A 25,427-nucleotide genomic window follows, 5' to 3' on the forward strand; every position below is an offset into this window, starting at 1 on the left:
CCTGCCGACTCAACCGCGCGGGTGGTGCGCGGCGTGCAACACCTTGAGCCGCTCACGCGCCACGTGGGTGTAGATGGTGGTGGTGGAAATGTCGGCGTGGCCCAGCAGCATCTGCACCGAGCGCAAATCGGCGCCGTGGTTGAGCAAATGGGTGGCAAACGCGTGGCGCAGCGTGTGCGGTGACATCGGCGCGGTGATGCCCGCTTGCAGCGCGTATTTTTTGACCAGCAGCCAGAACATCACCCGGCTCATGGCGGTGCCCGGTGTGGGGCCTTTGTGCGTGACAAACAGGTCATCGCTGGCGTGCCCGGCCAGCAACTCGGCGCGTGGCTGCGCCAGGTAACGCGTGAGCCACAGGGCAGCCACCTCGCCAAACGGCACCAGGCGCTCCTTGTCGCCCTTGCCAAAAACACGCAGCACGTTGTCGTTCAGGCTGATGTTGAAAACCCGCAAGGTCACCAGCTCGCTCACCCGCAAGCCGCTGGCGTACATCAGCTCCAGCATGGTGCGGTCGCGCACGCCCTGGGCGTGGCTGACATCGGGCGCTGCCAGCAAGGCTTCGACCTGAGACTCGGTCAGGGTCTTGGGCACGCGCAGGCGCTGTTTGGCCGACAGGATTCGGAGCGTCGGGTCCACCTGGATGTGTTTTTCGCGCAGCGCCCAGTGAAAAAATCGCTTGAACACGGTCAGCCGCCGGTTGGCGGTGGTGGCTTGGGTTTGTGCGTGCCGGGCAGCAAAGTAGCCGTTGATATCGTCTTGCGTCACCTGCAGCAGCTGGCGCTGTTGCTGGGCCAGCCAGTGGCCAAACAGCGTCAGGTCGCGGCGGTAGGCGGCCAGCGTGTTTTTGGACAGGCCGTCTTCCAGCCACAGAGCGTCGATGAAGCTGTCGATCAGCGGGTCAGGCGGCGGCTGGTCGGGTTGGTTCAGGCGTGTGCGGGGCGTTGGGGTGGCAGACATGGCCTGCTATTCTCGCCGGGTGAACTTTGCCCAACTGCTTTTCCCCGATTTTTCGCTGATCCTGATCGGCTACCTGATCTGCCGCTTCACGCCCCTGAACCGCCCGGTGTGGACGCAGGTGGAGCAGCTGGTGTACTTTTTGTTCTTCCCGGTGCTGCTGTTTTACGCCATCATCAAGAGCCCGCTGGACATCAGCGCGGCCAGCCATCTGGTGGGTGCCGGTTGGGCGCTGGGGCTGGGCGGCATTGCGCTGGCGTATTCGGTGCCGTACTGGCCGGGCTTGAAGGGCCACTTTGCGCCGCGCCAGCATGCAGGCAGCGCCCAGGTCGCGTTCCGGTTCAACTCCTTCATCGGCCTGGCCGTGGCCGACAAGCTGGCAGGCCCGCAAGGGGTGGCGGTACTGGCGCTGCTGATCGGGGTGAGTGTGCCGCTGATGAACATTGGCGCGGTGTGGCCGATGGCGCGCCACGGGCAGAAAGGTTTTGCGCGTGAACTGGTGCGCAACCCGCTGATCATCGGCACCGCCGCTGGGCTGGCCGCCAACCTGGCGGGCCTGAGCCTCCCGCTCTGGCTGGAGCCCAGCGTCAGCCGCATTGGCGGCGCCTCGCTCACGCTGGGGTTGATGGCCGCCGGAGCCGGCCTGCAGCTGGGCGCACTCAACCACGCCAAGTTGCTGGGGGTGGCGCTGCTGGCCATCAAACACCTGCTGATGCCGCTGCTGGCGCTGGCGCTCACCCAGGCATTTGGTCTGAACCCGGTGCAGACCACCATCCTGCTCATGTTCGCGGCCTTGCCGACTGCGTCCAGCTGTTACGTGCTGGCCGCGCGCATGGGGTACGACGGGCCTTATGTGGCGGCGCTGGTCACCGTGTCCACCCTGCTGGGCATGCTCAGCCTGCCGCTGGCGCTGGGGATGTTGCGCTCGGCAGCGGGCTGAACGACTCAAACACCAGCGTGACCGTGGTGCCTGCGCCCGGTTCGCTGCTCACGGCGCGTGGTTCAAGCCTGCGCAGGCCCGCTTTCACCCCAGAGCTGAACCGTGCCCGACCGACACGCCAAACAACCCGGCGGCCACCGTTGGCGCATGCAGGACAAGCGAACCCATGGCAACCATCCTCGTTGTTGACGACCCTTCGGAATTCGCCGCCTACTCAGCATCACCTCCAATCGGCGGCTAACGCAGGGCTGGCAACAAGGTTTGCAGCTCGGACCGACCCCCACGTGGCGCGGTTTGCGCGAGCGTCGTCAGGGCCTTGAGCATGTCGGTGCTCACGCCCCCCACCAGGGCCCCGAGTTCGCTCAAGCGCACACCCTGGCGCACCAAAAAAGCCATGTAAGTGTGCCGCAAGGCCTCCGGGGTGACGGTTTCAGGGTCTGACAGGTCGGCATCCAACGCACTGATGAGCACGATGGCCTGCACGCCCGTGGCGCCCAGCGGCTTGCCAGCGCCCTCGGTGAACAGCAGGTCGGACGGCGCGGCAGCAACCACGCCCTTCTCCGCCGCATCAGCCAAGGCGCGCAGCGGCCGGCTCAGGGGCAACGCGCGGCTCGCCTGGCCGGGCACCTGGAGTAAGAGGCGGCGGGTGTCCAGGTGTTGCCATTGCAGGCGCACCACCTCGTCAACACACAAGCCACACAGCAGGCAGGCCAACAGCGGTCGGTTTTTTGGCGCAGCCGCGTGCAGCAATTGGTGAACTTCATCGGCATCCAGCTCACGCGCCAGCGAGCCAACCGGCCCATGTAAGGCCGCGCGAAGCGGTGGCGGACGGTGGCTCACGGGGCCAACCGACACGTCCTGGGTGTGGCGCCGGGCCTCGGCGGGGGTAGACACCGTCCAGGGTGTCGGATGAACCAGGTGCTCAGGCCGCTCTGGCACCGTCTCTTGGCGATTGAAAAACTCGACAAACCACACCGCCAAAAAACCCAACACCATCGAAGCCACCACCACCACGCCCGCATCGCGCCAGTACAGCGGCATGAAAGGCGCATCAGGCGTGACGGCCGGCTCCAGAATGGTGAGCTGCGGCGTGCGCGTGGTGTCCGTGGCTTGCAGCATGAGCAGTTTGTCAGCCGCGATGTTGCGCACTGCGGTCAGACGCTTCAGGTCGTCTTGCAGGCCTTGCAGCTCGCCCAGATCACGGCTGGCCTTGGCCACCTCGAGTTTGCCCTCCATCATCCGTTGTTGCAGGCGGTTTGCGGTGGCGCGTGCGCTGACCAGCGCCTGGCGCGCCTCGGCCAGGGCCAGGTGTTGGGCCGTCAGATGCTCAGGCGCCTGTTGTTGCGCCAAATTCGCCAACAAGGGGTGGTCTTTGACTTGGGGCGCACTTTTGCTTGGGCTGATGGCTTGCTCAAGCGCGTGAATTCTGCTGACCGCCGAGGCTTCCAGTTCGGCCGCCTGGGCCAGGGCGCTGGCCAGTTCCTGGCGTTGAACCAAGGCCTGGCTCTCGTCACGCTCGCCCGGGGGGATGTTGGCGCGCCAATGCACCTCGTCCAGGGCGCGCTGTTTTTCAGCGACTTTGGCCTCGATGATTTGCAGTTCAACCTGCGCGGCTGCCAATTGGGTGTGTGAACTGGCGTCACCTGCCGCTACCCGTTGCGCCCGGTACACCTCCAGCAGGGTGTTGATCAGCGGCGCCAGCAGATCCTTCTGCGGGCCTTGTGCCTGCAATTTCACCACCAGCGCGTCGTCCACCCGGGTGACCTGGAGCATGTTTTGCAGCGATTGCACCGGGTTGCCGGTTTCGCTTCTGAGCAGCCCCTGTGTGCGCAAGCGCTCGGCCACCTGGTCGAGCAGTGGACGGCTGGTGAGGATTTCGATTTCGGTCAACACAAGCTGATTGGCATCGTCGAAAAGGGTCTGCGCCAGGGGGATGGCGGTGAGCACCTTGTCAGGTGGCGCGATCTGCACACGCGCTGTGGCCTGGTAAACGGCAGGGCGGGAAAAATTGATGCCCATACCCAGTGCCAGACTGAGCAGCCACACCCCACAAAAGACCTTGATGCGCAGCGGCATCGCGCGGTGCAGGGGGTCTGTCGCCTGCGGGTAGGCATAGGCCGAAGCGGTCGAGGTGTTGGGCATGTTGACTCCGGCATGCAGCGTGGGCCCACCTGAGCCCGGCAGGTACAGCTTATCGGACAGGCGCATCCATGCAAAAGCCAGGGTCCGCACGTATTGCCGAGTCCAAGTCCCTGACTTAAAAATCGGCGGGTTTGTGCGCCGAGGCGGCTGCCGTCAAGGGCGCCAACGTGTCATGCAGCTTGGTGGGATGCCTTGGCCCGCTGGAAACCGCCCGAGGCTTGCATCAGCTTGTGGGTGTACGGGTCTTTGACCCGGCTGGCGGCCAGATCGTCTGCGCTGAGCAGCTCCACGGTTTGGCCGCGCTGCATCACCATCAGGCGTTCACACAGGTGGGTGACCACCGCCAGGTCGTGGCTGACCATGATGAAGGTCAGGCCACGCTGGCGGCGCAGGTCTTCCAGCAGGTTCAGCACCTCGGCCTGCACCGAGGCATCGAGCGCCGAGGTCGGCTCATCGAGCAGCAGAATCTGCGGCTCCAGGATCAGCGCCCGGGCCACGGCGATGCGCTGGCGCTGCCCGCCCGAAAGCTGGTGCGGGTAACGGAAACGAAAGCCGCTGCCCAGCCCCACCTCGTCCAGCGCCTGCTCAATGCGCGCCTGCTCGTTGCCCAGGCCATGGATGGCCAAGGGTTCGGCCAGGATTTTGTCCACCGTGTGGCGCGGGTGCAGCGAGCCATAGGGGTCCTGAAACACCATCTGCACCAGCCGCCTGAAGGGTTTGCTGCCGGGCGCGGGCAGCGCAGGGTCTGGCGCGCCGTTCTGGCCCAGCAGTTGTACGGCACCGGTTTTGGGCGCCAGGCCGCAAATGGCGCGCAGCACCGTGGATTTGCCCGAGCCCGACTCACCCACCATGCCAAAACTCTCACCCGGTTGTACCGTGAACGAGGTGTCGGCCACCGCCACAAAGTCGCCAAACTGCACCCGCAGGTGCTGCACCTGCAGGCCCATGGCCTGGCCTGCGTGTGGCCGCGTCGGTGGGCTGGTCAAGGTGGCGGTATTCATAAGGCCCACTCCGGCTGGCGGTTGAGCGTGGGCAGCGGGTGCCGGTCTTCACCCAGCCGGGGCAGGCAGTGCAGCAGCCCTTGGGTGTAGGGGTGCCGGGCATGCGCCAGGTTGCCCGAGGGCAATTCTTCGACCACCTTGCCCGCGTACATCACCAGGATACGGTCACAAAAGGTAGACACCAGCCGCAGGTCGTGCGAGACAAAAATCAGCCCCATGCCACGTTGCACCACCAAGGTGTCCAGGATGGAGAGCACCTGCAGCTGCACCGTCACATCCAGCGCGGAGGTGGGTTCGTCGGCGATCAACACATCCGGCTTGGCGATCAACATCATGGCGATCATGGCGCGCTGACCCATGCCACCCGAGACCTCATGCGGGTACAGCTTGAAGACCCGCTCGGGGTCGTCGATCTGCACCGAGGCCAGCGCGGCCAGCGCCTGGGTGCGGGCTTCGGCCTGGGACACACGGGTGTGCGCCAGCAGGGTTTCCATGATCTGTTTGCCAATCGTCATCACCGGGTTGAGTGAAAACTTGGGGTCTTGCAACACCATGGCAATGCGCCCGCCGCGCAACTCGCGCCGCTGTTTGGCCGAGCAGTGCAACAAGTCCACGCCGTTGAACGCCAGCCGCTTGGCGCTGACCCGACCCTCGGGCGCGGTCAGGCCCAGAATGGCCCGGCCGGTCTGTGACTTGCCCGAGCCCGATTCACCCACGATGCCCAGACGCTCGCGCCCGAGTGTGAACGACACCCCGCGCACCGCCTCCACCCAGCCGCCATCACGGCTCGGGAAGGCCACCCGCAGGTCATCAACCTCAAGCAAGGCATCACTCATGTTGCCCTTTCAGGGACACCGTGGAACCGGCTTTGCCGGGCCAGGGGTGTCGCCCCCTGCAAGGGGGTGGGCGCTACACGAAGTGAGCAACATGGGGGTGAGCTCATTTGACACCTTTCGGGTCCAGCGCGTCGCGCAGGCCATCGCCCAGCAGGTTAAACGCCAGGCTGATCAAGAAAATGGCCGCACCGGGCGCCGCGGCCACCCACCACTGGTCCAGCACATACTGGCGGCCGTTGGCAATCATCGCGCCCCACTCCGGGCTGGGTGGCTGCGCGCCCAGGCCCAGAAAACCCAGGCCGGCTGCGGTGAGGATGATGCCGGCCATGTCCAGCGTGACCCGCACAATCACCGACGACACACACAGCGGCATGATGTGCCGAAACACAATCCGCCAGGGTGAGGCGCCAATCAATTGGACGGCGGCAATGTAATCGGTCTGGCGGATGGTCAGCGTCTCGGCCCGTGCCAGCCGTGCGTAAGCGGGCCAGGAGGTGACGGCAATCGCAATCACCGCGTTCTCGATCCCCGGCCCGAGTGCCGCCACAAACGCCAGCGCCAGGATCAGCCGCGGAAAGGCCAGAAAAATGTCGGTGATGCGCATCAGCAGCGCATCCACCCAGCCACCGGCATAACCGGCCACGGTGCCCACCAGCAGCCCAATGGGTGCCGCCAGCACCGCCACCAGCCCGACCACAAACAGCGTGATGCGTGAACCATGGATCAGCCGGGAGAGGATGTCGCGCCCCTGGTCGTCGGTGCCGAACCAGTTGACCGAGGACGGCGGCAACAGCCGCGTGGTGCGCAAATCACCCTCCAGCGGGTGAAACGGCGCCAACTGGTTGGCAAACACCGCCACCAGCACCAGCGTCACCACAATGCTCAAGCCCACCATGGCCAGCCGATTGCGGGCAAAGGTGCGCCAGGCGCCATAAGCACGGCCCAAAGCAGCTTGTTTGCGGGACGCGGGCCGATCACACATCAGCCAGGCGTGCAGGCCACCGGCCTCAAGCACGGTCATCACAGGTTTTTGGCTCATCGTGCGCGTGTCCTCGGGTCCAGCGTGCGGTACAGCAGGTCGGACAACAAATTCAGCCCGATGAACACCGAGCCCACCACAATGGTGCCGCCCAGCACCGCGTTCATGTCGGCGTTTTGTAATGAATTGGTGATGTACAGGCCCAGGCCCGGCCAGGCAAACACCGTCTCGGTCAGCACCGAGCCTTCCAGCAGCCCGGCATATGACAAGGTGATCACCGTCACCAGCGGCACCAGAGCGTTGCGCAAGGCGTGGCGCCAGATGATGCGCGCCTCGGAAATGCCTTTGGCCCGCGCCGCCACCACGTATTCCTGGCTCAGTTCATTGAGCATGAACGAGCGTGTCATGCGGCTGATGTAGGCCAGCGAAAAATAACCCAGCAGGCTGGCAGGCAGGATCAGGTGCGAAAACACGTTGCGAAATGCCTCCCACTGGCCCTGCATGGCGGTATCGAGCAGCAGGATGCCGGTGCTGGGCGTGAACAGGTATTCATAGGTCACATCAATGCGCCCCGGCCCGGCCACCCAATCCAGCTTGGCGTAAAACAGCACCAGCGCCATCAGGCCCAGCCAGAAGATCGGCACCGAGTACCCCACCAGCCCCATCACCCGCACCACCTGGTCAGCCACACCGCCGCGGCGCACCGCAGCCCACACCCCCAGTGGCACGCCAAAACCCGCGCCAATCAAAATGCCCAGCGTGGCCAGCTCAAAGGTGGCCGGAAAGGTGCGCTTGATGTCGTCGAGCACCGGGTTGGAGGTGAGCACCGACAAACCAAAGTCACCGCGCAGCACCTTGGACACGTAAATGCCAAACTGCTCCGTCAGGGGCTTGTTCAGGCCCATCTCCTCGCGCACGCGCTCCACCACATGCTCGGGCGCGTGGTCACCCACCACCGCCAGCACTGGGTCCACCGGAATGACACGGCCAATAAAAAAGGTCACCGCCAGCAGACCCAGGTAGGTCAGTGCGATGGCCAGCGCAAACCGCGCCAAGGCTCGGGAAAATTTCATGACTAAAAAAAGCGCCACCCGAAGGTGGCGCCGTGGGCGTCCGCCATCAGCGCTTGGAGGCGCGGTACAGGTAGGTGGAGTCGGACGTGGAGCCGATCCGGAACCCGCTCACGTTGCTGCGGTAAGCCGCCACTTCGGTCTGCTGGTACAGCATGATGAAGGGGCTGGTGGCACGGAACTCGGCCTGCATTTTGTCGTACAGGGCCTTGCGCCGGGCCGGGTCACGCTCCAGCACGGCGGCGTCGGCCTGCATGTAAAGCGCCGGGGCGTCCCAGGCATTGCGCCAGGCCAGTGACTTGACCTTGGCGTTGTCCGAGTTGTCCGCGTTGCGCACGAAGTCGGTGTTGGTGTTGGGGTCCCAGTAGTCAGCGCCCCACTGGCCGATGTACATGTCGTGGGTGCGGGCGCGGTACTTGGTCAGCACCTGTTTGCCGTCACCGGGGATGATCTCCACGTCAATGCCGGCGCGTTTGGCGGTCTGCTGGAAGGCTTCGGTGATGCCCTGCACCGGCTGCACGGTGCGCATGTCGATGGTGACCTTGAAACCGTTGGGGTAACCGGCCTTCTTGAGCAGCGCCTTGGCTTTGTCCACATCCAGCTTGTAGGGGTTGACGGTGCTGGCACCGAGCAGGCCCACCGGCATGAAATTCTGGTGAATCACACCAATGTTCTTGATGATGGTGTCACCAATGGCCGAATAGTCCACCAGCCATTTGAAGGCTTCGCGCACTTCGGGTTTGGCCAGGATCGGGTTTTTCTGGTTCAGGCTGATGTAATAGACCGTGCCTTTGGGGGTGGACGTGGTCTTGATGCCCTGAGTCTTGACCACGGCGTCCAGGTCTTGCGGCGTCAGGTTGCGGGCGATGTCGGCGTCGCCTTTTTCCAGCAGCAGGCGCTGGGTGGCGGATTCCTTGATGTGGCGGTAGATCACACGGGCTGGCTTGGACTTGTCGGCGTAGAAGTTGTCGTTGCGCTCCAACACCAGCACCTCGTTGGGGCGCCATTCACGCAGCTTCATCGCGCCCGATCCCGCGTAATTGGTCTTCATCCAGGCCGAACCCATGTCGCCATTGACCTCCTTGGACAACACCAGTTTTTTGTCCAGCACGGCGGCCACATTGGCCGTCAGGCAGTTCAGCACGAAGGTCGGGGCGTAGGCCTTGTCGGTCTCAATCGTCAGGGTACCGGGCCCGGTCTGTTTGATCTTGTCCTTGACGTTGTCTTTGGTGAAGCCGAATTGCGTCAGGATGAAGGCCGGGCCCTTGTCCATCAGCACCGCGCGCTGCAGCGACCACACCACGTCTTCGGCGCTCAGCGGGTTGCCGGAGGCAAACTTCAGGTTGGGTTTGAGCTCAAAACTGTAGGTCTTGCCGTCTTCAGACACTTTCCAGCTTTTGGCCAGGTCGCCATACAGCTTGGAGGGGTCGGCCACGTCGTAGCGCACCAACTGGCTGTAGGTGTTGCCGATGAATTCACCTGTGGAAATCTCGAACGCCTCCCCCGGGTCCAGCGTGATCATGTCGTCAAACGCGAAAGCCACCACCAGCGTGTCGGGCGGGGTGGCGGCCAGAGCGGGCACGGTGCCCAGACTCAGTACCAGGGCCGATGCGGCAGCGGCCACGCCCAACTGGCGGCGGGTCAACAGGGAGGGAGCAAGTTTCATGTGTCAGACTTTCAGGTTGAAGGTAGGCAAAACAAGCAACAAACGGACCAGCGGGGATTATGTAACAGCGCTGACCCCACCCGTTCCTGCGGGAAAGCGCATCCAACCGCGACAGCTCATGCTGAATCACAGCCCGGTTGACGTGCGCTGGGCTGCGCCAGGTAAAACCACTCGTTGCCCGGTGTGGCGTTGGTGTTGGGGAAGACGATGTAGCCGTCCATCGCCGCCAGCACCGGGGTGCCGTCGTGCCGCGTGGCCACCTGCTCACCCGCGCGAATGGGATCGAAGCTGGACCAGGGTTTGACAAACGCATCATCCGGGTGGAAGCGGTCCACCACCAGCGCCAGTCGCAAGAATTCAGGATTCGGGCAAGGCGCCGGTGGGGATTCAGCCACCAGCCCCAGGTGTGCCAGCGTATGGCGGATGGCGCGGTACGCCACATCCGGTGCTCCGGCCTCGTTGTGCTGGCCACATTCCAGGGTGATGGCGTAGCCGCCCTGGCTGCGCATGTATTCGGTGGTGCCCACGCCGTAGCTGGGGTCGGTGCTGAGCAGCCCGGCACGGTCTTGCAGGGGTGTGCGATCCAGGCGCTGCTGCACCCCCACGGCGTAAGTGGACAGCCAACCCTCCACAATGCGCCGCACGCCCAGGCGCAGCGCCAGCGCCTGCTCGTCGGCAGCGTGGGCAAAAGGCTCCAGATCGCCGCTGTTGTTCTCTGGCCCAAGCATGGCAAATGGCTCGGATGCGGCCTGGAAGGTGTGCAAATCCAGCAGCACATCATGCTGGGCCAGCAGCGGACACAGGGCGTTGGCTACTGTGTCCTCAAAGTCTTGCGGGGTGTCGGTGGGGCGCAGGTTGCGGTTCAGGTTGCGGTCGCCATTGCGCTGCACCTTCTGGTACGCCAGCGGATTGGTCACCGGCACCAAGGTGACCGAGCCGCGCGCCAGCTGCAGCGCACCCGCATCGAACTCCGCCAGCACCCGCTCGATGCCGCGGCTGCCCGCCACCTCGTTGCCATGCACAGCACCCAGGACGATCAGGCGCGGGCCGGGCGCCAGGCCCACCAAACGGTGAATGCGCAACTGGCTGGTGGGGTAAACCGGCAGTGCGGTCAGTGGGGAAATCACAGCATCAGACATCAAACACCTTCACATTCGTCAAGCCATGCACGGCGGTAATGCCCAAACCCGGTGCATCGGGCAACGTGATCCAGGGGCCATCCATCAACATACCGCCCTGCACCGCCCTGGCGGCGCAGAGTTGCGGGCCGTCCAGGTCGATGTAAGACACCACCTCCTCAAACGCCACGGCAAAATGCGCCGCCGCCGTGACGCTGATGGCGGTTTCCAACATGCAACCCATCATGCAGGTCTTGTGGTGCAGGCGCGCCAGGTTGGCCACCTCGATGGCCTGGCTGATACCGCCGGTCTTCATGAGTTTGATGTTGACGATATCGGCGCTGCCCGTGGCCAGAATGTGCAGCGCCTGCCGCGCCGAGAACACCGCCTCGTCCGCCAGGATGGGCGTCAAGGTGTGGTCGGTGACAAACTTGAGCCCGACCACGTCGTCGGCAGGCACCGGCTGCTCGACCAGCTCCAGCACCACGCCAGCTTTTTCGATGGCCTGGATCACCTGCACCGCGTGTTTGGGTGTCCAGCCCTGGTTGGCATCCAGCCGCAGGGCCACATGCGGACCCACAGCGCGCTCGATCGCCAGCACGCTGTCCACATCGTCACGCCAGGTGTGGCCACCCACCTTGATCTTGAGACAGTCAAAACCCGCCGCCACAGCGATGCGTGCGTCGGCCACCATCACGTCCAGATCGTTGACGCTGATGGTGATGTCGGTCTTGATCTGCGGGTCGCCGCCACCCAGCAACTGGTACAGCGGCAGACCCAGCGCCTGCGCGCGCAGGTCATACAGGGCAATCTCCAGCGCCGCCTTGAGGCTGCTGTGGTTGACCACGCTGTGGTGCAGCGTGCGCAGCAGCGTGCTGAAGTCCCGCAAGGGTTTGCCCAGCAGACGCGGTGCGATCAGGTCCAGCGCGGCGCGCATCGAGGCCAGCAGGTCACCGGTGATGACCGCGGTGGCGGGCGCCTCGCCGTAGCCGGTCAGGCCGGTGTCGGTTTCGATCGTGAGGACCAGATCGTGTACCTCGTTGACGCTACGCACCGCGGTTTTGAACGGGACCTTGAGCGGGACCTTGATCTCACCAACGGTGATGCGCTTGATCAGCATGGGGGGTTTCCGGGTTGATTCAACTTGAAGGCGTGGCGCGGTCATCCCGGACTCGATCCGGGATCCATGCCTTTGGGGGGCATGGATGCCGGGTCAAGCCCGCCATGGCAAGCCAGGGAAAAAGCAAATTGTAGTCAGCAGCGTTGGAGTTCAAGCCACCACCTCACACCTGCGCCAGCGCCCAGGCCACATGCTCGCGCACCAGCGCGCTGGGGTCGTCCACGCGGCTTTGCAGCGCGCTGGTGATGGCCTGGCGTGCCGGGGCAGATTCCGCCGCGCGCAAGGCGTTGCCCAGCGCCACCGCCACATTGCGCAGCCAGCGTTCATGGCCAATGCGGCGGATCGGGCTGCCTTCGGTGAGGCGCAGAAAGTCGTCCTCGGTCCAGGCAAACACCTCGGCCAGTGATGGGTTCACCAAGCCCGCTCGGGCGTCAAAGTCTGGCAGGCGGCTGGTCTGGGCAAACTTGTTCCACGGGCAAACGAGTTGGCAGTCGTCACAACCATAAATGTGGTTGCCCATCAGCGGCCGCAACTCGACCGGAATCGGCCCGGCGTGCTCAATGGTCAGGTAAGAGATGCAGCGCCGCGCATCCAGCCGGTACGGCGCCAGGATGGCCTGCGTCGGACAAATATCGATGCAGGCGCGGCAACTGCCGCAGTGGGGGGTGGCAGGCGGCGTCGGCGGCAAGGCCACATTGATGAAAATTTCGCCCAGAAAATACATCGACCCGGCATCACGGTTGAGCAGCAGCGTGTGTTTGCCGCGCCAACCCAGGCCGCTGCGCGTGGCGAGTTCGACCTCCAGCACCGGCGCCGAGTCGGTGAACACGCGGTAGCCCAGCGGGCCAAAGGCCTCGGTCATCTGGTCAGCCAGCTTTTGCAGGCGTTGGCGCAGCACCTTGTGGTAGTCGCGGCCCCGCGCATACATCGAGACGATGGCCTCGTCGGGGTGGCTCAGACGCTGTAACTCCCGCGCCTGCCAGCCCGCAGCCGTGTCGGCGGGCAAATAGTCCATCCGCGCCGTGATCACACTCAGGGTGCCTGGCAGCAGCTCGGCCGGGCGGGCGCGCTTGAGGCCATGCGCCGCCATGTAAGCCATGTCACCGTGGCAACCGGCTGCCAGCCAGGCCGATAATCCGGGCTCTGCAGTGGACAAATCCACCCCGGCCACGCCAATTTGGGAAAATCCCAACGCCAGCGCCCACTCCCGAATCCTGGAGACCCATGCTTCACCGTCACGATGTGTTCTGAAACTGTTCACCTGCCCATTGTAAAAACCGCCGTCTGGCCGGACGAAGCCGCCACGCAGCGCTTTGCCGCAGCGCTGGCGGCCTCACCCGAATTGCGCAACGCCTTCATCGAACTGCGCGGCGACCTTGGTGCGGGCAAAACCACGCTGGTGCGCCATCTGCTGCGCGCACTGGGCGTGCAGGGGCGCATCAAAAGCCCGACCTACGCGGTGGTGGAGTCTTATGAGTTGCCGGATCTGGCCGTCTGGCACTTTGACTTTTACCGCTTCAGCGACCCGCAGGAGTGGGAAGACGCGGGTTTTCGCGACATATTCGCCAGCCCGGGCCTGAAACTGGCCGAATGGCCGGACAAAGCCGCCGGCCACCTGCCCATCGCCGACCTGGTGGTGCAGCTGGCCTTGCAAGACGACACGGCACGCCAAGTCACGCTGACCGCGCAAACCCTTACCGGGTTGTTGCTGATTCAAGATGTTGATAGCATCGTCCCCACTCCGACTCATGGCCAGGAAGCGATTTCTCTTGAAAACCTCCCCACCCCGTCAGCCAGCAGAGCCAGCGCATGAAGCGCCGTGACTTTGTGCAGGGCGGCACGCTGGTGCTGCTGCTGGGCACCCAGCAACTCGCGCGTGGCGCGGCCATTGTGGCGGTGCGGGTGTGGCCCGCGCCGGACTACTCGCGTGTCACCATCGAGTCCGACGCGCTGCTGACCTTCAGCCAGAACTTCATCCCCAACCCGCCGCGCCTGGCGGTGGATGTGCGCGGCATCGACCTGAATCCGGCGCTGCGGGAACTGGTGGCCAAGGTGGGCACCACCGACCCCACCATCAGCGGTATCCGCGTCGGGCAGTTTGGCCCCGGCGTGGTGCGGCTGGTGATGGACCTGCGCCAGCCGGTGGCACCCCAGGTGTTCAACCTGCCACCGGTGGCCGCTTACCGGCACCGGCTGGTGTTTGACCTATACCCCACCGTGGTCGCCGACCCGCTGGAAGCCCTGATTGCCGAGCGTTTGCAAGACGCCAAACCGCCCGCCGCCTCACCTGGCGCGCCGTCTGGCAGCGCCCCCGCAGTCGACCCGCTGGGTGACCTGATCGCCCAGAAAACCGCGCCCACCGGGCAAGCGGGTGCCGACAGCGCCAACGTTCCTCCTGCGAAGATCGCCCAGCCCCCCTTGCCTGAGAGGGCTGGCGGCCCAAAAGGTTTGCCCAAATATGACGGCCCCTACATGTCGGCCCCGCGCCCGCAAGCGACCGACCGGCTGATCATCATCGCGCTGGACCCCGGCCACGGCGGCGAAGATCCCGGCGCCATCGGGCCCGGAGGCACGCGTGAAAAAGACGTGGTGCTGCGCTTGGCGCACCGCCTGCGCGAGCGCATCAACGCCGGCAGTGTCAACGGCAACGCCATGCGCGCCTTCATGACGCGCGATTCCGATTTTTTTGTGCCCTTGCATGTGCGGGTAGACAAGGCGCGCCGGGTGCAGGCCGACCTGTTCATCAGCCTGCATGCCGATGCGTTTTTCACACCCAACCCGCAAGGCGCCAGCGTGTTTGCCCTGAGTCAGGGCGGTGCATCGAGCGCGGCAGCACGCTGGATGGCGGCCAAGGAAAACAAGGCCGATCTGATTGGCGGGCTGAACGTCAAGGCCCGTGACGCCCAGGTCAGGCACGCCCTGCTGGACATGAGTACCACCGCCCAGATCAAGGACAGCCTGCAACTGGGCAGCGCCATGCTGGGGCACATCAAACGCGTGGGCAAATTGCACAAACCGCGGGTGGAGCAGGCGTCGTTTGCGGTGCTGAAAGCGCCTGACATTCCCAGCGTGCTGGTGGAGGCCGCCTTCATCAGCAACCCGGACGAAGAAGCCAAGCTCAACAGCGACGCCTACCTGGAGCGACTGGCCGATGCGTTGATGCGCGGCATTGAGAGCTACTTCGCCCGAAACCCGCCGCTGGCGCGCAACCGCAGCGTTTAACCACCCGAACCGCCCGTTGGCAACCGCGGCAGCGGCCGCCCAATCACCCCGCAAACGCCATCGCTACCGTCTCCAGCCGGTCCATCACCTCGGACCGCGTGGGCGGCACGCAGCCGCGCGCCATCACACACAGGCTGGCGCTGGCAATGGCGCTGCACAGCAGGTCACGCGCCACCTCGGTCGGCACCGGCGCGGTGCCCCAGTCGGCAGACAGGTGATGCTGCAACATCGCCACCACCAGCCCGGCCAGAAAGCAATCGCCCGCGCCCACCGTGTCCACCACGGTGATGGGCTCTGTCTCACGCGCCTCAAACCGCTGGCCGTGGCGCGTCAGCAGCATCGCCCCGTTGCTGCCGAGGGTGAGGGCCAACACACTGGCGCGGCTGCCTTGCAGCAGGTGTTGCGCCTGGGCCAGCGTGGTGTCGCCGGGCAGGTCCAGGCAAGTCAGGTCTTCGTCGCTGGCCTTGATCACGTCGGCAAATTGCAGCGCGGCCAGCACATGGCGGCGGTACAGGTCCAGGTTGGGCATGACCGAGGGGCGCAGGTTGGCGTCAATCACCACCGTGCGCCCGGCCTGGCGCTGCGCCGCCAGCCAGGGCAGGTAGATGTCGGCATCATCCGCCGACAAAGCCAACGCGCCCGTGCACACCAGCTTCAGGCCCGCGACCTGGCTGCAGGCTTGCGTCAACGCCCGGGCGCTGGTGGCACGGTCGGCCACGCCCTCACGGTAAAAGGCGTAGTCGGGGTGGCCATTGGCATCCACAGCTACCACCGCCAGGGAGGTGACTTGGGTCACCGGCTCGGGCACGGCCAGGTGCACGCCGTCTTGCAACATGGCGGCGGCCAACTGGCGGCCAAAACGGTCTTTGGAGAGTGGGTTGAGGTACAGCGCGCCGATGCTTTGCCGCGCCAGAGCGCGCGTCAGGTTGTAGACCGCGCCACCCAGACAGGGTTCAAAACGCCCGTCTGCCCCGGCGATCAGGTCAATCAAGGCCTCGCCGGCAGTCGCGACCTGGATGGTATGTTTTGGCAGCATGGTCGGATTGTCGGTAATTAAGAACAATTGATTTAATAACGCCGAGCTGACTATAGTTCAGACGCACCGAAGCAACAAGGGTGACCAGTCAACTGGCCTCAGGAAGGCTGGCAATGACACAGCGATCCAACCATTCAGATCGGGGCTATCGGTGAAAATCCGAAGCCATGACACCCGCCACCACCACCGCTGCGCTATCCCCTGCCCTGCTGCGGCCGCGCGGCTCCAACCATGTGGGCATGCGCCAGTTCAACGAGCGGGTGGTGCTGCAGGCCATTCGCCTCAACGGCAGCCTGCCCAAAGCGGACATTGCGCGCCTGACCGGGCTGACCGCCCAGACCATCGGGCTGATCACCACGCGGCTGGAAGACGACGGCCTGGTCATCAAACAAAGCCGCTTGCGGGGACGCATCGGCCAGCCTTCCGTTCCGCTGGCACTCAATCCGGACGGTGCGTTTGCGTTGGGCATCAAGATTAGCCGACGCAGCGCTGACTGGCTGCTGGTCGATTTCACCGGCCAGGTGCGCCAACGCCACCGGCTGGACTATGTGTTTCCCGACATCGACACGCTGCTGCCCGCCATTGGTCAGCGCATGCAGGCCATGCACGATGCGCTGGGGCCGCTCAAAGACCGGCTGGTGGGCATTGGCCTGGCAGCGCCTTTCCAGATGGGCGGCTGGCACCGCATGCTGGGGCTGTCCGAGGCGCAGTCCGACGCCTGGAACCAGATCGACCTGCCCGCCCAGGTGCAGGCCATGACCGAGGTGCCGGTGAGCTTTGCCAAAGACACCTCGGCCGCCTGTGTGGCCGAACTGGTGGCCGGGCGCGGATGCGGCCTGAAAAACTTTTTGTACCTGTTTGTCGACACCTTTGTGGGCGGCGGGCTGGTCATCAACTCGCACCTGCACGGCGGTGTGCACGGCAACTCCGGGGCGGTGGCGTCGCTGCCCATGGGTCTGGCGACCGGACGCATCTCACCAGACCAGTTGGTCAGCCATGCGTCGCTGTGGGAGCTGGAACAGCGCTTTCTGGCGCGCCAGCTGGACCCGCATGCAGCGTACGACGAGCGCGCCCTGAGCGGCCCGTTTGAGGCAGAAACCCGCGGCTGGATCGACCACGCCGCCAACGCGCTGGCGCACACCGTGGTCAGCGGCACCGCCTTTCTGGACATTGACGCGGTCATCATCGACGGCTCGTTCTGCCGCGCGCTGCTGGCCGAATTGATCGCAGCCACCCAGGACGCCATCACCGCCTACAACTGGGAAGGCCTGTGGAGCGCGAACGTGATGGCCGGCCAGGTCGGGCCGGATGCACGGGCGTTGGGTGGCGCGTTGCTGCCTCTGCACGCCAACTTTGCGCCGGATCGCGACCTGTTCTTGAAAGTGGGCGATTAAGTCATGGCGGCAAAGTCACCTCAAGCCGCCAGCACCCCCGCCACGAGCGACCCCATCCGATGGCAGGGTCTGGCACCGGTCGTGTCAGAACAGACCCGACTGCTGGTACTGGGCAGTTTTCCCGGCGCCACCTCACTGGCGCGCCAGCAGTATTACGCCCATCCGCAAAATGCCTTCTGGAAAATTCTTCACGCAATCTGGCCCACCAGCGCGTTGGACATCCGGGTGAATCGTTATGACGAACGTGTCACCGCCCTGCTGGCCCACGGGATCGGGTTGTGGGACGTGTATGCGTCATGCCAGCGCCAAGGCAGTCTGGACAGCGCCATCGAACACGCCCAGGTCAACGATCTGGCAGGCTTGCGCAGGTCTTGCCCACGGCTGCGGGTCATCGCCCACAACGGCGGCGAGAGTTTTCGCCACGCTGCTCACACTCGTACGCTGGGCTTGCCGGTGCTGCGCCTGCCCTCCACCAGCCCGGCCAACGCCAGCTGGACGTTTGAGCGCAAGCTGGCCGCCTGGCGGGAGGTGGTGACACTGGCCGGGTTGTTATGAAGCCCTCAGCGCGCTGGGGCGCCCTGGCGGATGGCCGCGGCAGCGACCGCGCTCAGCTGTTGATGTAGCTGGTCAAATGCGAAATGGTTTCTTCGTTAGCGGCAATGATGTCGTCCATGATGTCGCGAATCGAGATGATGCCCAGCACTTTGCCGTTGTCCACCACCGGCAAGTGTCGGAATCTTTTGTGACTCATCAGGCTCATGCAGTCACGCGTGCCGGTTTGCGGCGTGACGGTGATCACGTCGCGGGTCATGATCTCAGCCACCGTCGTCTCTTTGGAGTTGCGGCCCTGCAAAGCCACTTTGCGGGTGTAGTCGCGTTCTGACACCACACCCAGCAACTGGCCATCTTGCATCACCAGCAAGGCACCCACCTCCAGTTTGGCCAACAACTGCAGCGCTTCAAACACGCTGACCGTGGGCGCGATTTGGTACATCATGGAATCTCGATGGGTCAGCAGTTCAGAAATAGGTTTCATGGCATTCCTTGTGTTGGTTGCAGGTGTCAGCGCCAGCGCGTTCTTGAGGACCGTGCCACTTGGGCAGTGGCCGGGACGAGATAAGTCAAGTATTACAAAGAATTGTTCTTGATGTGTATCAATGATTTGAAATACTTGCACGCCCCCCAGAATTTTCAACAGTGACCAGGCTATTGGGCCTTTCTGGCCCGGCCGTTGCGATAACCGTTGCGGCCATGACCCCGCCGTGGTTCGATGCCAAGGGGTTGATCGTGTTGATCGAGCCGTCTCATGCGCCTGAATGTAGGTATTCCGGGGGCGGCATAACAGCCAAAGATGTCCGTATTAAGCACACAAGGGTTCACATCATGCGGTTGCGGGCAGGATGCCGCGGGCGCTCGCCAGCGTCATGGCGGCGATCGAGTTGGCCACGCCCATGGCCAGTTTGTGGTGGCCATGGAAACCCAGTTCGGTCTCGGGTTTGAGGGCAGCGCGCACCGCACTCAGGCGGGCTTTGACGCCGTCGGGCAGCAAATGGCCTGCTGAGTCGGCCACATAGATGCAGTTGGCACCGTAGCCTTCCCATAGACCGCAATTCTATATTTCTGACCCGTCGTGCTGGTTGTGGACAGTGCGCAAGGCGCTCGACACGGCCAACACCCGGGTTCGCTGAGTCTCGGTGAGACAGGGTGAAGTCCCGCATCGCTCTTGGCCGATCCACCCCATCAGCCCTCCAACCCGCGCCCCAGCCGCCATTGCTTGACCAGCGCATAAATCGCCGGAATCACCGCCAGCGTCAGCACCGTGCTGGACAACATGCCGCCCACCATCGGCGCGGCGATGCGGCTCATGACCTCCGAGCCGGTACCGGTGCCCCACAAAATGGGCAGCAGGCCCGCCATGATGGCCACCACGGTCATCATCTTGGGCCGCACGCGCTCGACGGCGCCTTCCATCACCGCGGCATACAAGTCGCTCACGCCGGGTTCACGGCCGTCTGCCCGGCATTGGCGCTTGATGGCTTCCCAGGCGTGGTCCAAGTAGATCAGCATGATCACACCGGTTTCTGCCGCCACACCGGCCAGCGCGATGAAGCCCACGGCGACGGCCACCGACAGGTTGTAGTTCAGCGCCCACATCAGCCAGATGCCGCCCACCAGCGCAAACGGCACCGAGAGCATGACGATCAGCGTCTCGGTGATGCGCCGAAAGTTCAGGTACAGCAGCAAAAAAATGATCAACAGCGTGACCGGAATCACCACCTTCATCTTCTCAATGGCGCGTTCCATGTTCTCAAACTGGCCGCTCCAGGTGGCGTAATACCCGTTGGGGAAGGTCACTTGCTCAGACACGGCTTTTTTGGCATCACGCACGTAGCTGCCGATGTCGCGGTCGCGGATGTCCACATAAATGTAGGCCGACAGCAGCGCGTTTTCAGTGCGGATGCCTGGCGCGCCTTTGGCCACCACCACTTTGGCCAGCTGACCCAGCGGGACCATGGCGCCATCCATCACCGGCACCAGCACCTCACGCGCGATTTGCTGCGGGTCTGAGCGCAGTTCGCGCGGGTAACGCACGCTCACACCGTAGCGCTCACGCCCTTCCACCGTGGTGGTCACCATCTCGCCACCCAGCGCCGTGCCAACCACATCCAGCAGGTCACCCACCGCCAGGCCGTAACGCGCCAGCTGGGTGCGGTCGGGCTCAATGTTCAGGTAAAAGCCGCCGGTGATGCGTTCGGCAAAGGCGCTGCTGGTGCCGGGCACGGTTTTGACCACAGCTTCAATCTGGCGGGCGAGCTTTTCCATCTCGTCGAGGTCTTTGCCAAACACCTTGATACCAATCGGCGTGCGGATGCCGGTAGACAGCATGTCGATGCGTGCCTTGATCGGCATGGTCCAGCTGTTGGCCACGCCGGGGAACTGCAGCGCGCGGTCCATCTCGGCAATCAGGGCGTCCATGGTCAGGCCCGGGCGCCATTCGGACTCGGGCTTGAGGTTGATCACCGTCTCAAACATCTCGGTCGGTGCCGGGTCGGTGGCGGTGTTGGCACGGCCGGCCTTGCCAAACACCGAGGCCACCTCGGGGAAACTTTTGATGATCTTGTCCTGCGTTTGCAGCAGTTCGGCGGCCTTGGTGATCGACATGCCGGGCAGTGAGGCAGGCATGTACAGCAGGCTGCCTTCGTTGAGCGTGGGCATGAACTCCGAGCCCAGCCTGGAGGCCGGGTAATAGGTGGCGAGCAGCGTCAACAGAGCCGCCGCCATGGTGAGCTTCTTCCAGCGCATCACCCCGGTGATGATGGGCCGGTAAACCCAGATCAAAAATCGGTTCACCGGGTTTTTGGCCTCGGGCATCACCTTGCCGCGGATGAACAGCAGCATCAGCACCGGCACCAGCGTCACCGACAGGAAAGCCGCGCTGCCCATGGCAAAGGTCTTGGTGTAGGCCAAGGGCGAGAACAGCCTGCCCTCTTGCCCTTCGAGCGCAAACACCGGCAAAAACGACACGGTGATGATCAACAGCGAGAAAAACAGCGCCGGACCAACCTCCTTGCAGGCGGCCAGCATGGCCTCGAAGCGGTCGTTCTGACTGTGGTTTTGGGGCAGCCGCTCCAGGTGTTTGTGGGCGTTTTCGATCATCACAATCGCCGCGTCAATCATCGCGCCAATGGCAATGGCGATGCCGCCCAGACTCATCAGGTTGGAACTCATGCCCAGCAGGCGCATGGCGATGAAGGCCATCAGAATGCCCACCGGCAGCATCAAAATCGCCACCAGCGCGCTGCGCACATGCATCAAAAAGACGATGCAGACAGCCGCGACGATCAGCGACTCTTCCAGCAGCGTGCGCTTGAGCGTGTCAATGGCGCGGTAAATCAGCTCGGAGCGGTCGTACACCGTCTGCACCGTCACGCCTTCGGGCAGGCCGGGGCCGATTTCGGCGATTTTGGCTTTGAGGTTGGCGATGACCTCCAGCGCGTTTTCACCGTAACGGGCCATGGCGATGCCGGCCACCACTTCGCCTTCGCCATTGAGTTCCGTCAGGCCGCGGCGCTCGTCAGGCACCAGCTCCACCCGGGCAATGTCACGAATCAACACCGGCGTGCCTTTGTCGGCCTTGACCACCAGCATCTCGATATCCGCTTTGCCGCGCAAGTAACCCTGGCCACGCACCATGTACTCGGTCTCGGCCATCTCCACCGCGCGGCCACCCACATCGCGGTTCGAGTCGCGGATGACCTGCGCCACCTTCATCAGTGGGATGCCATAACTGCGCAGCTTGACCGGGTCGACGGTCACCTGATAGGTCTGCACAAACCCACCAATCGACGCCACCTCGGCCACGCCATGCGCCTTGGTCAACTGGTAACGCACATACCAGTCCTGGATGCTGCGCAACTCGGCCAACGTTTTGTCTTTGGCCAGCAACGCGTACTGGTAGACCCAGCCGACGCCCGTGGCATCGGGCCCGATCTGTGGCGTGATGCCTTCGGGCATACGGCCCGAGGCAAAGTTCAGGTACTCCAGCACGCGGGAACGGGCCCAGTAGATGTCGGTGCCGTCTTCAAAAATGATGTAAACAAACGACGCGCCAAAAAACGAAAAGCCGCGCACCACCCTGGATTTGGGCACTGACAACATGGCGCTGGTCAGCGGGTAAGTCACCTGGTCTTCCACCACCTGCGGCGCCTGGCCAGGGACTTCGGTGTAGACGATGACTTGCACGTCAGACAGGTCTGGCAGGGCGTCGATCGGCGTGCGCAACACGGCAAAGACACCGGCCACGACGATGAACAGGGTGGCCAGCAGCACCAGAAAGCGGTTGCGGCCTGACCAGTCGATGATTTTGGAAAGCATGGTGGTTCTGCTAACTAAAGGAATAGGCTGTGCGTGTCGCCCGCAGCAATGACTAGCAGCGTGTGTTGGGTATCTGACGCAGCGGAATCAAGGAGGAGGATCGGGCGCAGCCCGATACGGGGGACATCCGCGGAGTCGGATACCCAACGCACGCTGCGGGTAAAAACCAAGGTCGCAAGCGCGATCAGGAACGCTGACGTTTCAGGGGCATGGGCTGCAGATCGGGTCCGCCATGACAGATGACTCATTTCTTCACACTGGTGATCACCCACTCACCCGGCGCACGCTCCACAAACTCAAACGCCACTTTAGCCCCAGGCTTCAAGTCTTTCAGCAGCGACGCGTTGGCAACCACAAACTCCATCGTCATCGCCGGCCATTTGAGGCTGGCGACCGGGCCGTGGCTGACGCTCACGGTGCCTGCCTGGCGATCCACGTCGTCCACCACACCCTCGGCATGGTGACCCGACGCGACGGCCCCTTGGTTTACTGGTGCGGCGGGTGCCGACGCAGCCGGCGCGCCACCAAAGCCACCGATGGCCGCCTTCAGATTACTCTCCGCATCAATCAGGAAGTTCGCCGCCACCACCACCAACTCGCCGTCCTTGACGCCCGCCAGCACCTCCACAAAGCTGTCGCTGCGCGCCCCCAACTTCACCTCACGCGGCTCAAAGCGGCCCTCGGCCTGCTGGATCAGCACGATCTGCCGGGTGCCACTGTCAATCACTGCCGACACAGGCACCGTCACCGCCTGGGCTGGGCTGCCCACCTGCAATTCCATCTGGGCAAACATGCCAGGCTTGAGCAGCCCACCGGGGTTGGCCAGCTCCACCCGCACCGGCACTGTGCGGGTGTCGGCGTTCAGCGTCGGGTAGATGTAGGTCACGGTGCCGGTCAACGCCTTGTCCGGGTAGGCGTTGAGGCTGACCCGCGCTTTGGCACCGGTTTTCACCAGCCCCAGATCCTGCTCAAACACATCGGCCACCACCCACACCGCCGACAGATCAGACACCTGGTACAGCGCCTCACCCGGCAAAAAGCGCATGCCCTGCACCGCCTTCTTCTCGGTCACGATGCCCGACACGGGTGAGCGAAACGTGACCGTGCGTTTCGTCTGGCCCGAGGCCACCAGCGCCTTGATCTGCTCCTCGGAGATGTCCCAGTTTTTCAGCCGCTGCAGGCTCGACGCCACCAGCTGGGCCATGCCCCGTTGCGCCGGGCTATCGGCCCCCGTGAGCGATGCCGCACCCGAAACGGCAATGGCGTACTCGCGCTGCGCCGACACCAGCTCGGGGCTGTACACCTCAAACAGCGGCTGACCTTTGGCCACGTACTGGCCGGTCACGTTCACCAACAGGCGCTCGACGTAGCCCTCAAACTTGGGCGACACCACGGCGATGCGGCGCTCATCGGGCTCGACCCGACCGGCAGCGCGAACCGTGCGATCCAGGCTGCGCCGTTGGGCGGCCTCGGTGCGCACGCCGAGCTTTTGCACCTTGTCGGTGCTGATCTTGACCTGGTTGGCGGTGGCGGGGTCGTCCGCGGTTTCACCGTCATACACGGCGATGTAGTCCATGCCCATCGGGTCCTTTTTGGGCACCGGCGAGGTGTCGGGCAGGCCCATCGGGTTGCGGTAGTACAGCAGTTTGGGCTGCGGTTTGGCAGCGTCTGAGGCGCTGGCAGCCTGCCCTGCGGCAGCAGGCGCGTGGTTGGCCTGGCCCGCTTGCCCCAACCAATAGCCCCCGCCCACTGCAGCCAGCAGAGCAACGGCGCTAAATAAGATCGCTGTCGCGGATTTCACAATGCTTCTCCCAAAAGCTTTTCAAGCTCGGCCACACGCGTGTGTGCGTCCACGTGCGCTTTCAGTTGCCCCAGGCGGGCTTGGCGAATTTGGCGTTGTGCTTCCAGCAAAGTGGCAAAGTCGAGCTTGCCGTTTTCATACCCCGCCAGCGCCGACTGGAATGTCAGTTCGGCTTGCGGCAACAGGCTGGAGGTGGTCAGTTGTTCCGTGCGTTGTGCCGCTTGCACAGCCGCCAGGTTGTCAGCCACATCGGCGGCCACCTGGTTGGCCACGGCCTCACGGCGGGACTGCGCCGCCGCCAGCATCGCCTGGGCTTCGCGCTCCTGCGCCCGCCGGGTGCCCTGCTGCAGCGGAATGTTCATCTCCAGCATCAGACTCCACTCCTTGATGCGGCTCTGCATTTGCGTGGGGGTGATGGCCAGCGTGAAGTCCGGGTAGCGGTTCTTCAGGCTCAGCGCACGTGACAGCTCTGCCGCCTGGATACCCGCGTCTTCTGAGAACAGCTGCGGGTTGCGCTGGCGCACCCGCGCCAGCAACACGTCGGCATCGAGTGTGGCCACCGAGGGCAGTACCGGCAGCGACTCAGGTACCGCCAAGGGCGCGCTGGCGGGCCGCGCCAGCAAGGTGTTGAGCCGGGCGTCGGCCTGGCGGGCTTGACTCTCCAGCGCCACCAATTCAGTCTGCAGGGTGGTTTGTTCCACCTGGGCGCGAATGGCATCCTGCTGCAGGGCCAAGCCGCCGGCGTAACGCACCTGCGTCAGCTGGGCCAGGTGGTTGGTCAGGTCAAGCAATTCCTGCGTGAGCTGCCGGGTGTTGTGCAGAAAGTAGCGCTGGGCATGGGTGGTTTTCACTTGGGCCGCCAGGTCTGCCCAGGTACCGTGTGCCCGCCCGTGCACCCTTTGCGCCTCTTGCGTGGCAATGGCCCGCTTCAGGTCACGTTTGCCCCACCAGGGCAGGTCTTGCATGATGGTGTATTGGGTGCTGCCGGTGCCACTGGGCGACAACGTGGGCGATTGGGTGCCGCCCTGGGTGATGTCCATCCATTCCACGCGGAACTTCGGGTCCATCAAGGCACCGGCCATCACCACGCGCTCGCTGGCCGCCTGCGCTTCCAAGCGCATGCTGGCGTATTCGGGGTTGTGCGCCTTGGCAAGGGTGAGCAATTGCGCCAAATCGGCACCGGGCACGGTGTCCTGCGCCAGCGCGGGGGCCCCACCACACAAAGCCAGCAGCGTCAGCAGAGCGACAGATGACATCACGTTTTTCATGGCTG

20 protein-coding genes and 1 pseudogene are annotated in these 25,427 nt (G+C 64.1%); 5 read left to right on the forward strand and 16 right to left on the reverse strand.

Going from position 1 to position 25,427, the window contains the following annotated elements; translation table 11 throughout:
- Nucleotides 1–9: 9 nt before the first annotated feature.
- Nucleotides 10–957 carry a site-specific tyrosine recombinase XerD gene (gene xerD / locus LHU53_RS06255; protein ID WP_227331363.1) on the reverse strand — a complete coding sequence of 316 codons (948 nt, stop codon included), beginning with the start codon at nucleotides 955–957 and terminating at the stop codon, nucleotides 10–12.
- Here xerD and LHU53_RS06260 point away from each other — a divergent pair.
- Nucleotides 956–1,894, forward strand: a complete 939-nt coding sequence (locus tag LHU53_RS06260; protein ID WP_227331364.1) for an AEC family transporter — start codon at nucleotides 956–958, stop codon at nucleotides 1,892–1,894. The two genes, xerD and LHU53_RS06260, sit on opposite strands and share 2 nt — an antisense overlap.
- A 237-nt stretch (nucleotides 1,895–2,131) precedes the next feature.
- On the opposite strand, the gene LHU53_RS06265 is transcribed toward LHU53_RS06260, so the two are convergent.
- The 9 genes from LHU53_RS06265 to queG form a co-directional block, all read right to left on the reverse strand.
- Nucleotides 2,132–4,102: a tyrosine-type recombinase/integrase gene (locus tag LHU53_RS06265; protein ID WP_227331365.1), complete on the reverse strand. Its 1,971-nt coding sequence runs from the start codon at nucleotides 4,100–4,102 to the stop codon at nucleotides 2,132–2,134.
- Nucleotides 4,103–4,206: 104 nt separating this feature from the next.
- Nucleotides 4,207–5,037: an ABC transporter ATP-binding protein gene (locus LHU53_RS06270; protein ID WP_370632231.1), complete on the reverse strand. Its 831-nt coding sequence runs from the start codon at nucleotides 5,035–5,037 to the stop codon at nucleotides 4,207–4,209.
- Complete coding sequence (locus LHU53_RS06275; protein ID WP_227331366.1) at nucleotides 5,034–5,873, reverse strand: ABC transporter ATP-binding protein; 840 nt, start codon at nucleotides 5,871–5,873, stop codon at nucleotides 5,034–5,036. Before LHU53_RS06275 ends, LHU53_RS06270 begins: the two co-directional genes overlap by 4 nt.
- Before the next feature lie 103 nt (nucleotides 5,874–5,976).
- Nucleotides 5,977–6,912: a nickel transporter permease gene (gene nikC, locus LHU53_RS06280; RefSeq protein ID WP_227331367.1), complete on the reverse strand. Its 936-nt coding sequence runs from the start codon at nucleotides 6,910–6,912 to the stop codon at nucleotides 5,977–5,979.
- A complete protein-coding gene (locus tag LHU53_RS06285) occupies nucleotides 6,909–7,925 on the reverse strand; it encodes an ABC transporter permease (RefSeq protein WP_227331368.1) in 1,017 nt (338 codons plus the stop codon). Before LHU53_RS06285 ends, nikC begins: the two co-directional genes overlap by 4 nt.
- A 46-nt stretch (nucleotides 7,926–7,971) precedes the next feature.
- Nucleotides 7,972–9,588, reverse strand: a complete 1,617-nt coding sequence (locus LHU53_RS06290) for an ABC transporter substrate-binding protein (protein ID WP_227331369.1) — start codon at nucleotides 9,586–9,588, stop codon at nucleotides 7,972–7,974.
- 116 nt (nucleotides 9,589–9,704) lie between these two features.
- Nucleotides 9,705–10,727 carry a succinylglutamate desuccinylase/aspartoacylase family protein gene (locus LHU53_RS06295; RefSeq protein ID WP_227331370.1) on the reverse strand — a complete coding sequence of 341 codons (1,023 nt, stop codon included), beginning with the start codon at nucleotides 10,725–10,727 and terminating at the stop codon, nucleotides 9,705–9,707.
- The gene (locus LHU53_RS06300; RefSeq protein WP_227331371.1) at nucleotides 10,720–11,826 is read right to left on the reverse strand and encodes a dipeptide epimerase; all 1,107 of its coding nucleotides are present in this window, start codon (nucleotides 11,824–11,826) and stop codon (nucleotides 10,720–10,722) included. Before LHU53_RS06300 ends, LHU53_RS06295 begins: the two co-directional genes overlap by 8 nt.
- Nucleotides 11,827–11,989: 163 nt before the next feature.
- Complete coding sequence (gene queG, locus LHU53_RS06305) at nucleotides 11,990–13,039, reverse strand: tRNA epoxyqueuosine(34) reductase QueG (RefSeq protein WP_227331660.1); 1,050 nt, start codon at nucleotides 13,037–13,039, stop codon at nucleotides 11,990–11,992.
- Between the two features lie 27 nt (nucleotides 13,040–13,066).
- Between queG and tsaE the strand changes: the two genes are divergently transcribed.
- Both tsaE and LHU53_RS06315 read left to right on the forward strand, forming a co-directional pair.
- Nucleotides 13,067–13,639: a tRNA (adenosine(37)-N6)-threonylcarbamoyltransferase complex ATPase subunit type 1 TsaE gene (gene tsaE / locus LHU53_RS06310; protein WP_227331372.1), complete on the forward strand. Its 573-nt coding sequence runs from the start codon at nucleotides 13,067–13,069 to the stop codon at nucleotides 13,637–13,639.
- Nucleotides 13,636–15,048: an N-acetylmuramoyl-L-alanine amidase gene (locus LHU53_RS06315; RefSeq protein WP_227331373.1), complete on the forward strand. Its 1,413-nt coding sequence runs from the start codon at nucleotides 13,636–13,638 to the stop codon at nucleotides 15,046–15,048. The genes tsaE and LHU53_RS06315 overlap by 4 nt, the downstream gene beginning before the upstream one ends.
- Before the next feature lie 43 nt (nucleotides 15,049–15,091).
- Here the strand turns inward: LHU53_RS06315 and LHU53_RS06320 are convergent, their stop codons facing one another.
- Nucleotides 15,092–16,084, reverse strand: coding sequence for a PfkB family carbohydrate kinase (locus tag LHU53_RS06320; protein ID WP_227331376.1), 993 nt, complete (start codon nucleotides 16,082–16,084; stop codon nucleotides 15,092–15,094).
- A gap of 167 nt (nucleotides 16,085–16,251) precedes the next feature.
- Between LHU53_RS06320 and LHU53_RS06325 the strand changes: the two genes are divergently transcribed.
- Together LHU53_RS06325 and LHU53_RS06330 are read left to right on the forward strand one after the other, a co-directional pair.
- Complete coding sequence (locus LHU53_RS06325) at nucleotides 16,252–17,478, forward strand: ROK family transcriptional regulator (RefSeq protein WP_227331378.1); 1,227 nt, start codon at nucleotides 16,252–16,254, stop codon at nucleotides 17,476–17,478.
- A gap of 3 nt (nucleotides 17,479–17,481) precedes the next feature.
- The gene (locus LHU53_RS06330) at nucleotides 17,482–18,033 is read left to right on the forward strand and encodes a DNA-deoxyinosine glycosylase (protein WP_227331380.1); all 552 of its coding nucleotides are present in this window, start codon (nucleotides 17,482–17,484) and stop codon (nucleotides 18,031–18,033) included.
- Nucleotides 18,034–18,085: 52 nt separating this feature from the next.
- On the opposite strand, the gene LHU53_RS06335 is transcribed toward LHU53_RS06330, so the two are convergent.
- The 5 genes and pseudogenes from LHU53_RS06335 to LHU53_RS06355 form a co-directional block, all read right to left on the reverse strand.
- A complete protein-coding gene (locus LHU53_RS06335; protein ID WP_227331382.1) occupies nucleotides 18,086–18,514 on the reverse strand; it encodes a CBS domain-containing protein in 429 nt (142 codons plus the stop codon).
- A gap of 369 nt (nucleotides 18,515–18,883) precedes the next feature.
- Nucleotides 18,884–19,081: pseudogene (locus LHU53_RS06340) on the reverse strand (4-hydroxy-2-oxovalerate aldolase); the annotation flags it as partial.
- Nucleotides 19,082–19,218: 137 nt separating this feature from the next.
- Nucleotides 19,219–22,353 (reverse strand): efflux RND transporter permease subunit, encoded by a 3,135-nt coding sequence (locus LHU53_RS06345; RefSeq protein ID WP_227331384.1) that lies wholly within the window; start codon nucleotides 22,351–22,353, stop codon nucleotides 19,219–19,221.
- 244 nt (nucleotides 22,354–22,597) lie between these two features.
- Nucleotides 22,598–24,154 carry an efflux RND transporter periplasmic adaptor subunit gene (locus tag LHU53_RS06350; RefSeq protein ID WP_227331385.1) on the reverse strand — a complete coding sequence of 519 codons (1,557 nt, stop codon included), beginning with the start codon at nucleotides 24,152–24,154 and terminating at the stop codon, nucleotides 22,598–22,600.
- Nucleotides 24,151–25,410 (reverse strand): TolC family protein, encoded by a 1,260-nt coding sequence (locus LHU53_RS06355; RefSeq protein ID WP_227331387.1) that lies wholly within the window; start codon nucleotides 25,408–25,410, stop codon nucleotides 24,151–24,153. The genes LHU53_RS06350 and LHU53_RS06355 overlap by 4 nt, the downstream gene beginning before the upstream one ends.
- Nucleotides 25,411–25,427 lie beyond the last annotated feature (17 nt).

The organism is Rhodoferax sp. U2-2l (genome assembly GCF_020594515.1).
GTDB lineage: Bacteria > Pseudomonadota > Gammaproteobacteria > Burkholderiales > Burkholderiaceae_C > Rhodoferax.

Bases quoted from the DNA above. Each gene is read 5' to 3' on its own strand.
- LHU53_RS06300 (WP_227331371.1), bottom strand. From the start codon at position 11,826: ATGCTGATCAAGCGCATCACCGTTGGTGAGATCAAGGTCCCGCTCAAG.
- LHU53_RS06330 (WP_227331380.1), top strand. From the start codon at position 17,482: ATGGCGGCAAAGTCACCTCAAGCCGCCAGCACCCCCGCCACGAGCGAC.
- tsaE (WP_227331372.1), top strand. From the start codon at position 13,067: ATGTGTTCTGAAACTGTTCACCTGCCCATTGTAAAAACCGCCGTCTGG.
- LHU53_RS06290 (WP_227331369.1), bottom strand. From the start codon at position 9,588: ATGAAACTTGCTCCCTCCCTGTTGACCCGCCGCCAGTTGGGCGTGGCC.
- LHU53_RS06320 (WP_227331376.1), bottom strand. From the start codon at position 16,084: ATGCTGCCAAAACATACCATCCAGGTCGCGACTGCCGGCGAGGCCTTG.
- nikC (WP_227331367.1), bottom strand. From the start codon at position 6,912: ATGAGCCAAAAACCTGTGATGACCGTGCTTGAGGCCGGTGGCCTGCAC.
- LHU53_RS06265 (WP_227331365.1), bottom strand. From the start codon at position 4,102: ATGCGCCTGTCCGATAAGCTGTACCTGCCGGGCTCAGGTGGGCCCACG.
- LHU53_RS06345 (WP_227331384.1), bottom strand. From the start codon at position 22,353: ATGCTTTCCAAAATCATCGACTGGTCAGGCCGCAACCGCTTTCTGGTG.
- LHU53_RS06260 (WP_227331364.1), top strand. From the start codon at position 956: ATGGCCTGCTATTCTCGCCGGGTGAACTTTGCCCAACTGCTTTTCCCC.
- LHU53_RS06295 (WP_227331370.1), bottom strand. From the start codon at position 10,727: ATGTCTGATGCTGTGATTTCCCCACTGACCGCACTGCCGGTTTACCCC.
- LHU53_RS06270 (WP_370632231.1), bottom strand. From the start codon at position 5,037: ATGAATACCGCCACCTTGACCAGCCCACCGACGCGGCCACACGCAGGC.
- LHU53_RS06355 (WP_227331387.1), bottom strand. From the start codon at position 25,410: ATGTCATCTGTCGCTCTGCTGACGCTGCTGGCTTTGTGTGGTGGGGCC.
- LHU53_RS06325 (WP_227331378.1), top strand. From the start codon at position 16,252: ATGACACCCGCCACCACCACCGCTGCGCTATCCCCTGCCCTGCTGCGG.
- LHU53_RS06275 (WP_227331366.1), bottom strand. From the start codon at position 5,873: ATGAGTGATGCCTTGCTTGAGGTTGATGACCTGCGGGTGGCCTTCCCG.
- LHU53_RS06335 (WP_227331382.1), bottom strand. From the start codon at position 18,514: ATGAAACCTATTTCTGAACTGCTGACCCATCGAGATTCCATGATGTAC.
- xerD (WP_227331363.1), bottom strand. From the start codon at position 957: ATGTCTGCCACCCCAACGCCCCGCACACGCCTGAACCAACCCGACCAG.
- LHU53_RS06285 (WP_227331368.1), bottom strand. From the start codon at position 7,925: ATGAAATTTTCCCGAGCCTTGGCGCGGTTTGCGCTGGCCATCGCACTG.
- LHU53_RS06315 (WP_227331373.1), top strand. From the start codon at position 13,636: ATGAAGCGCCGTGACTTTGTGCAGGGCGGCACGCTGGTGCTGCTGCTG.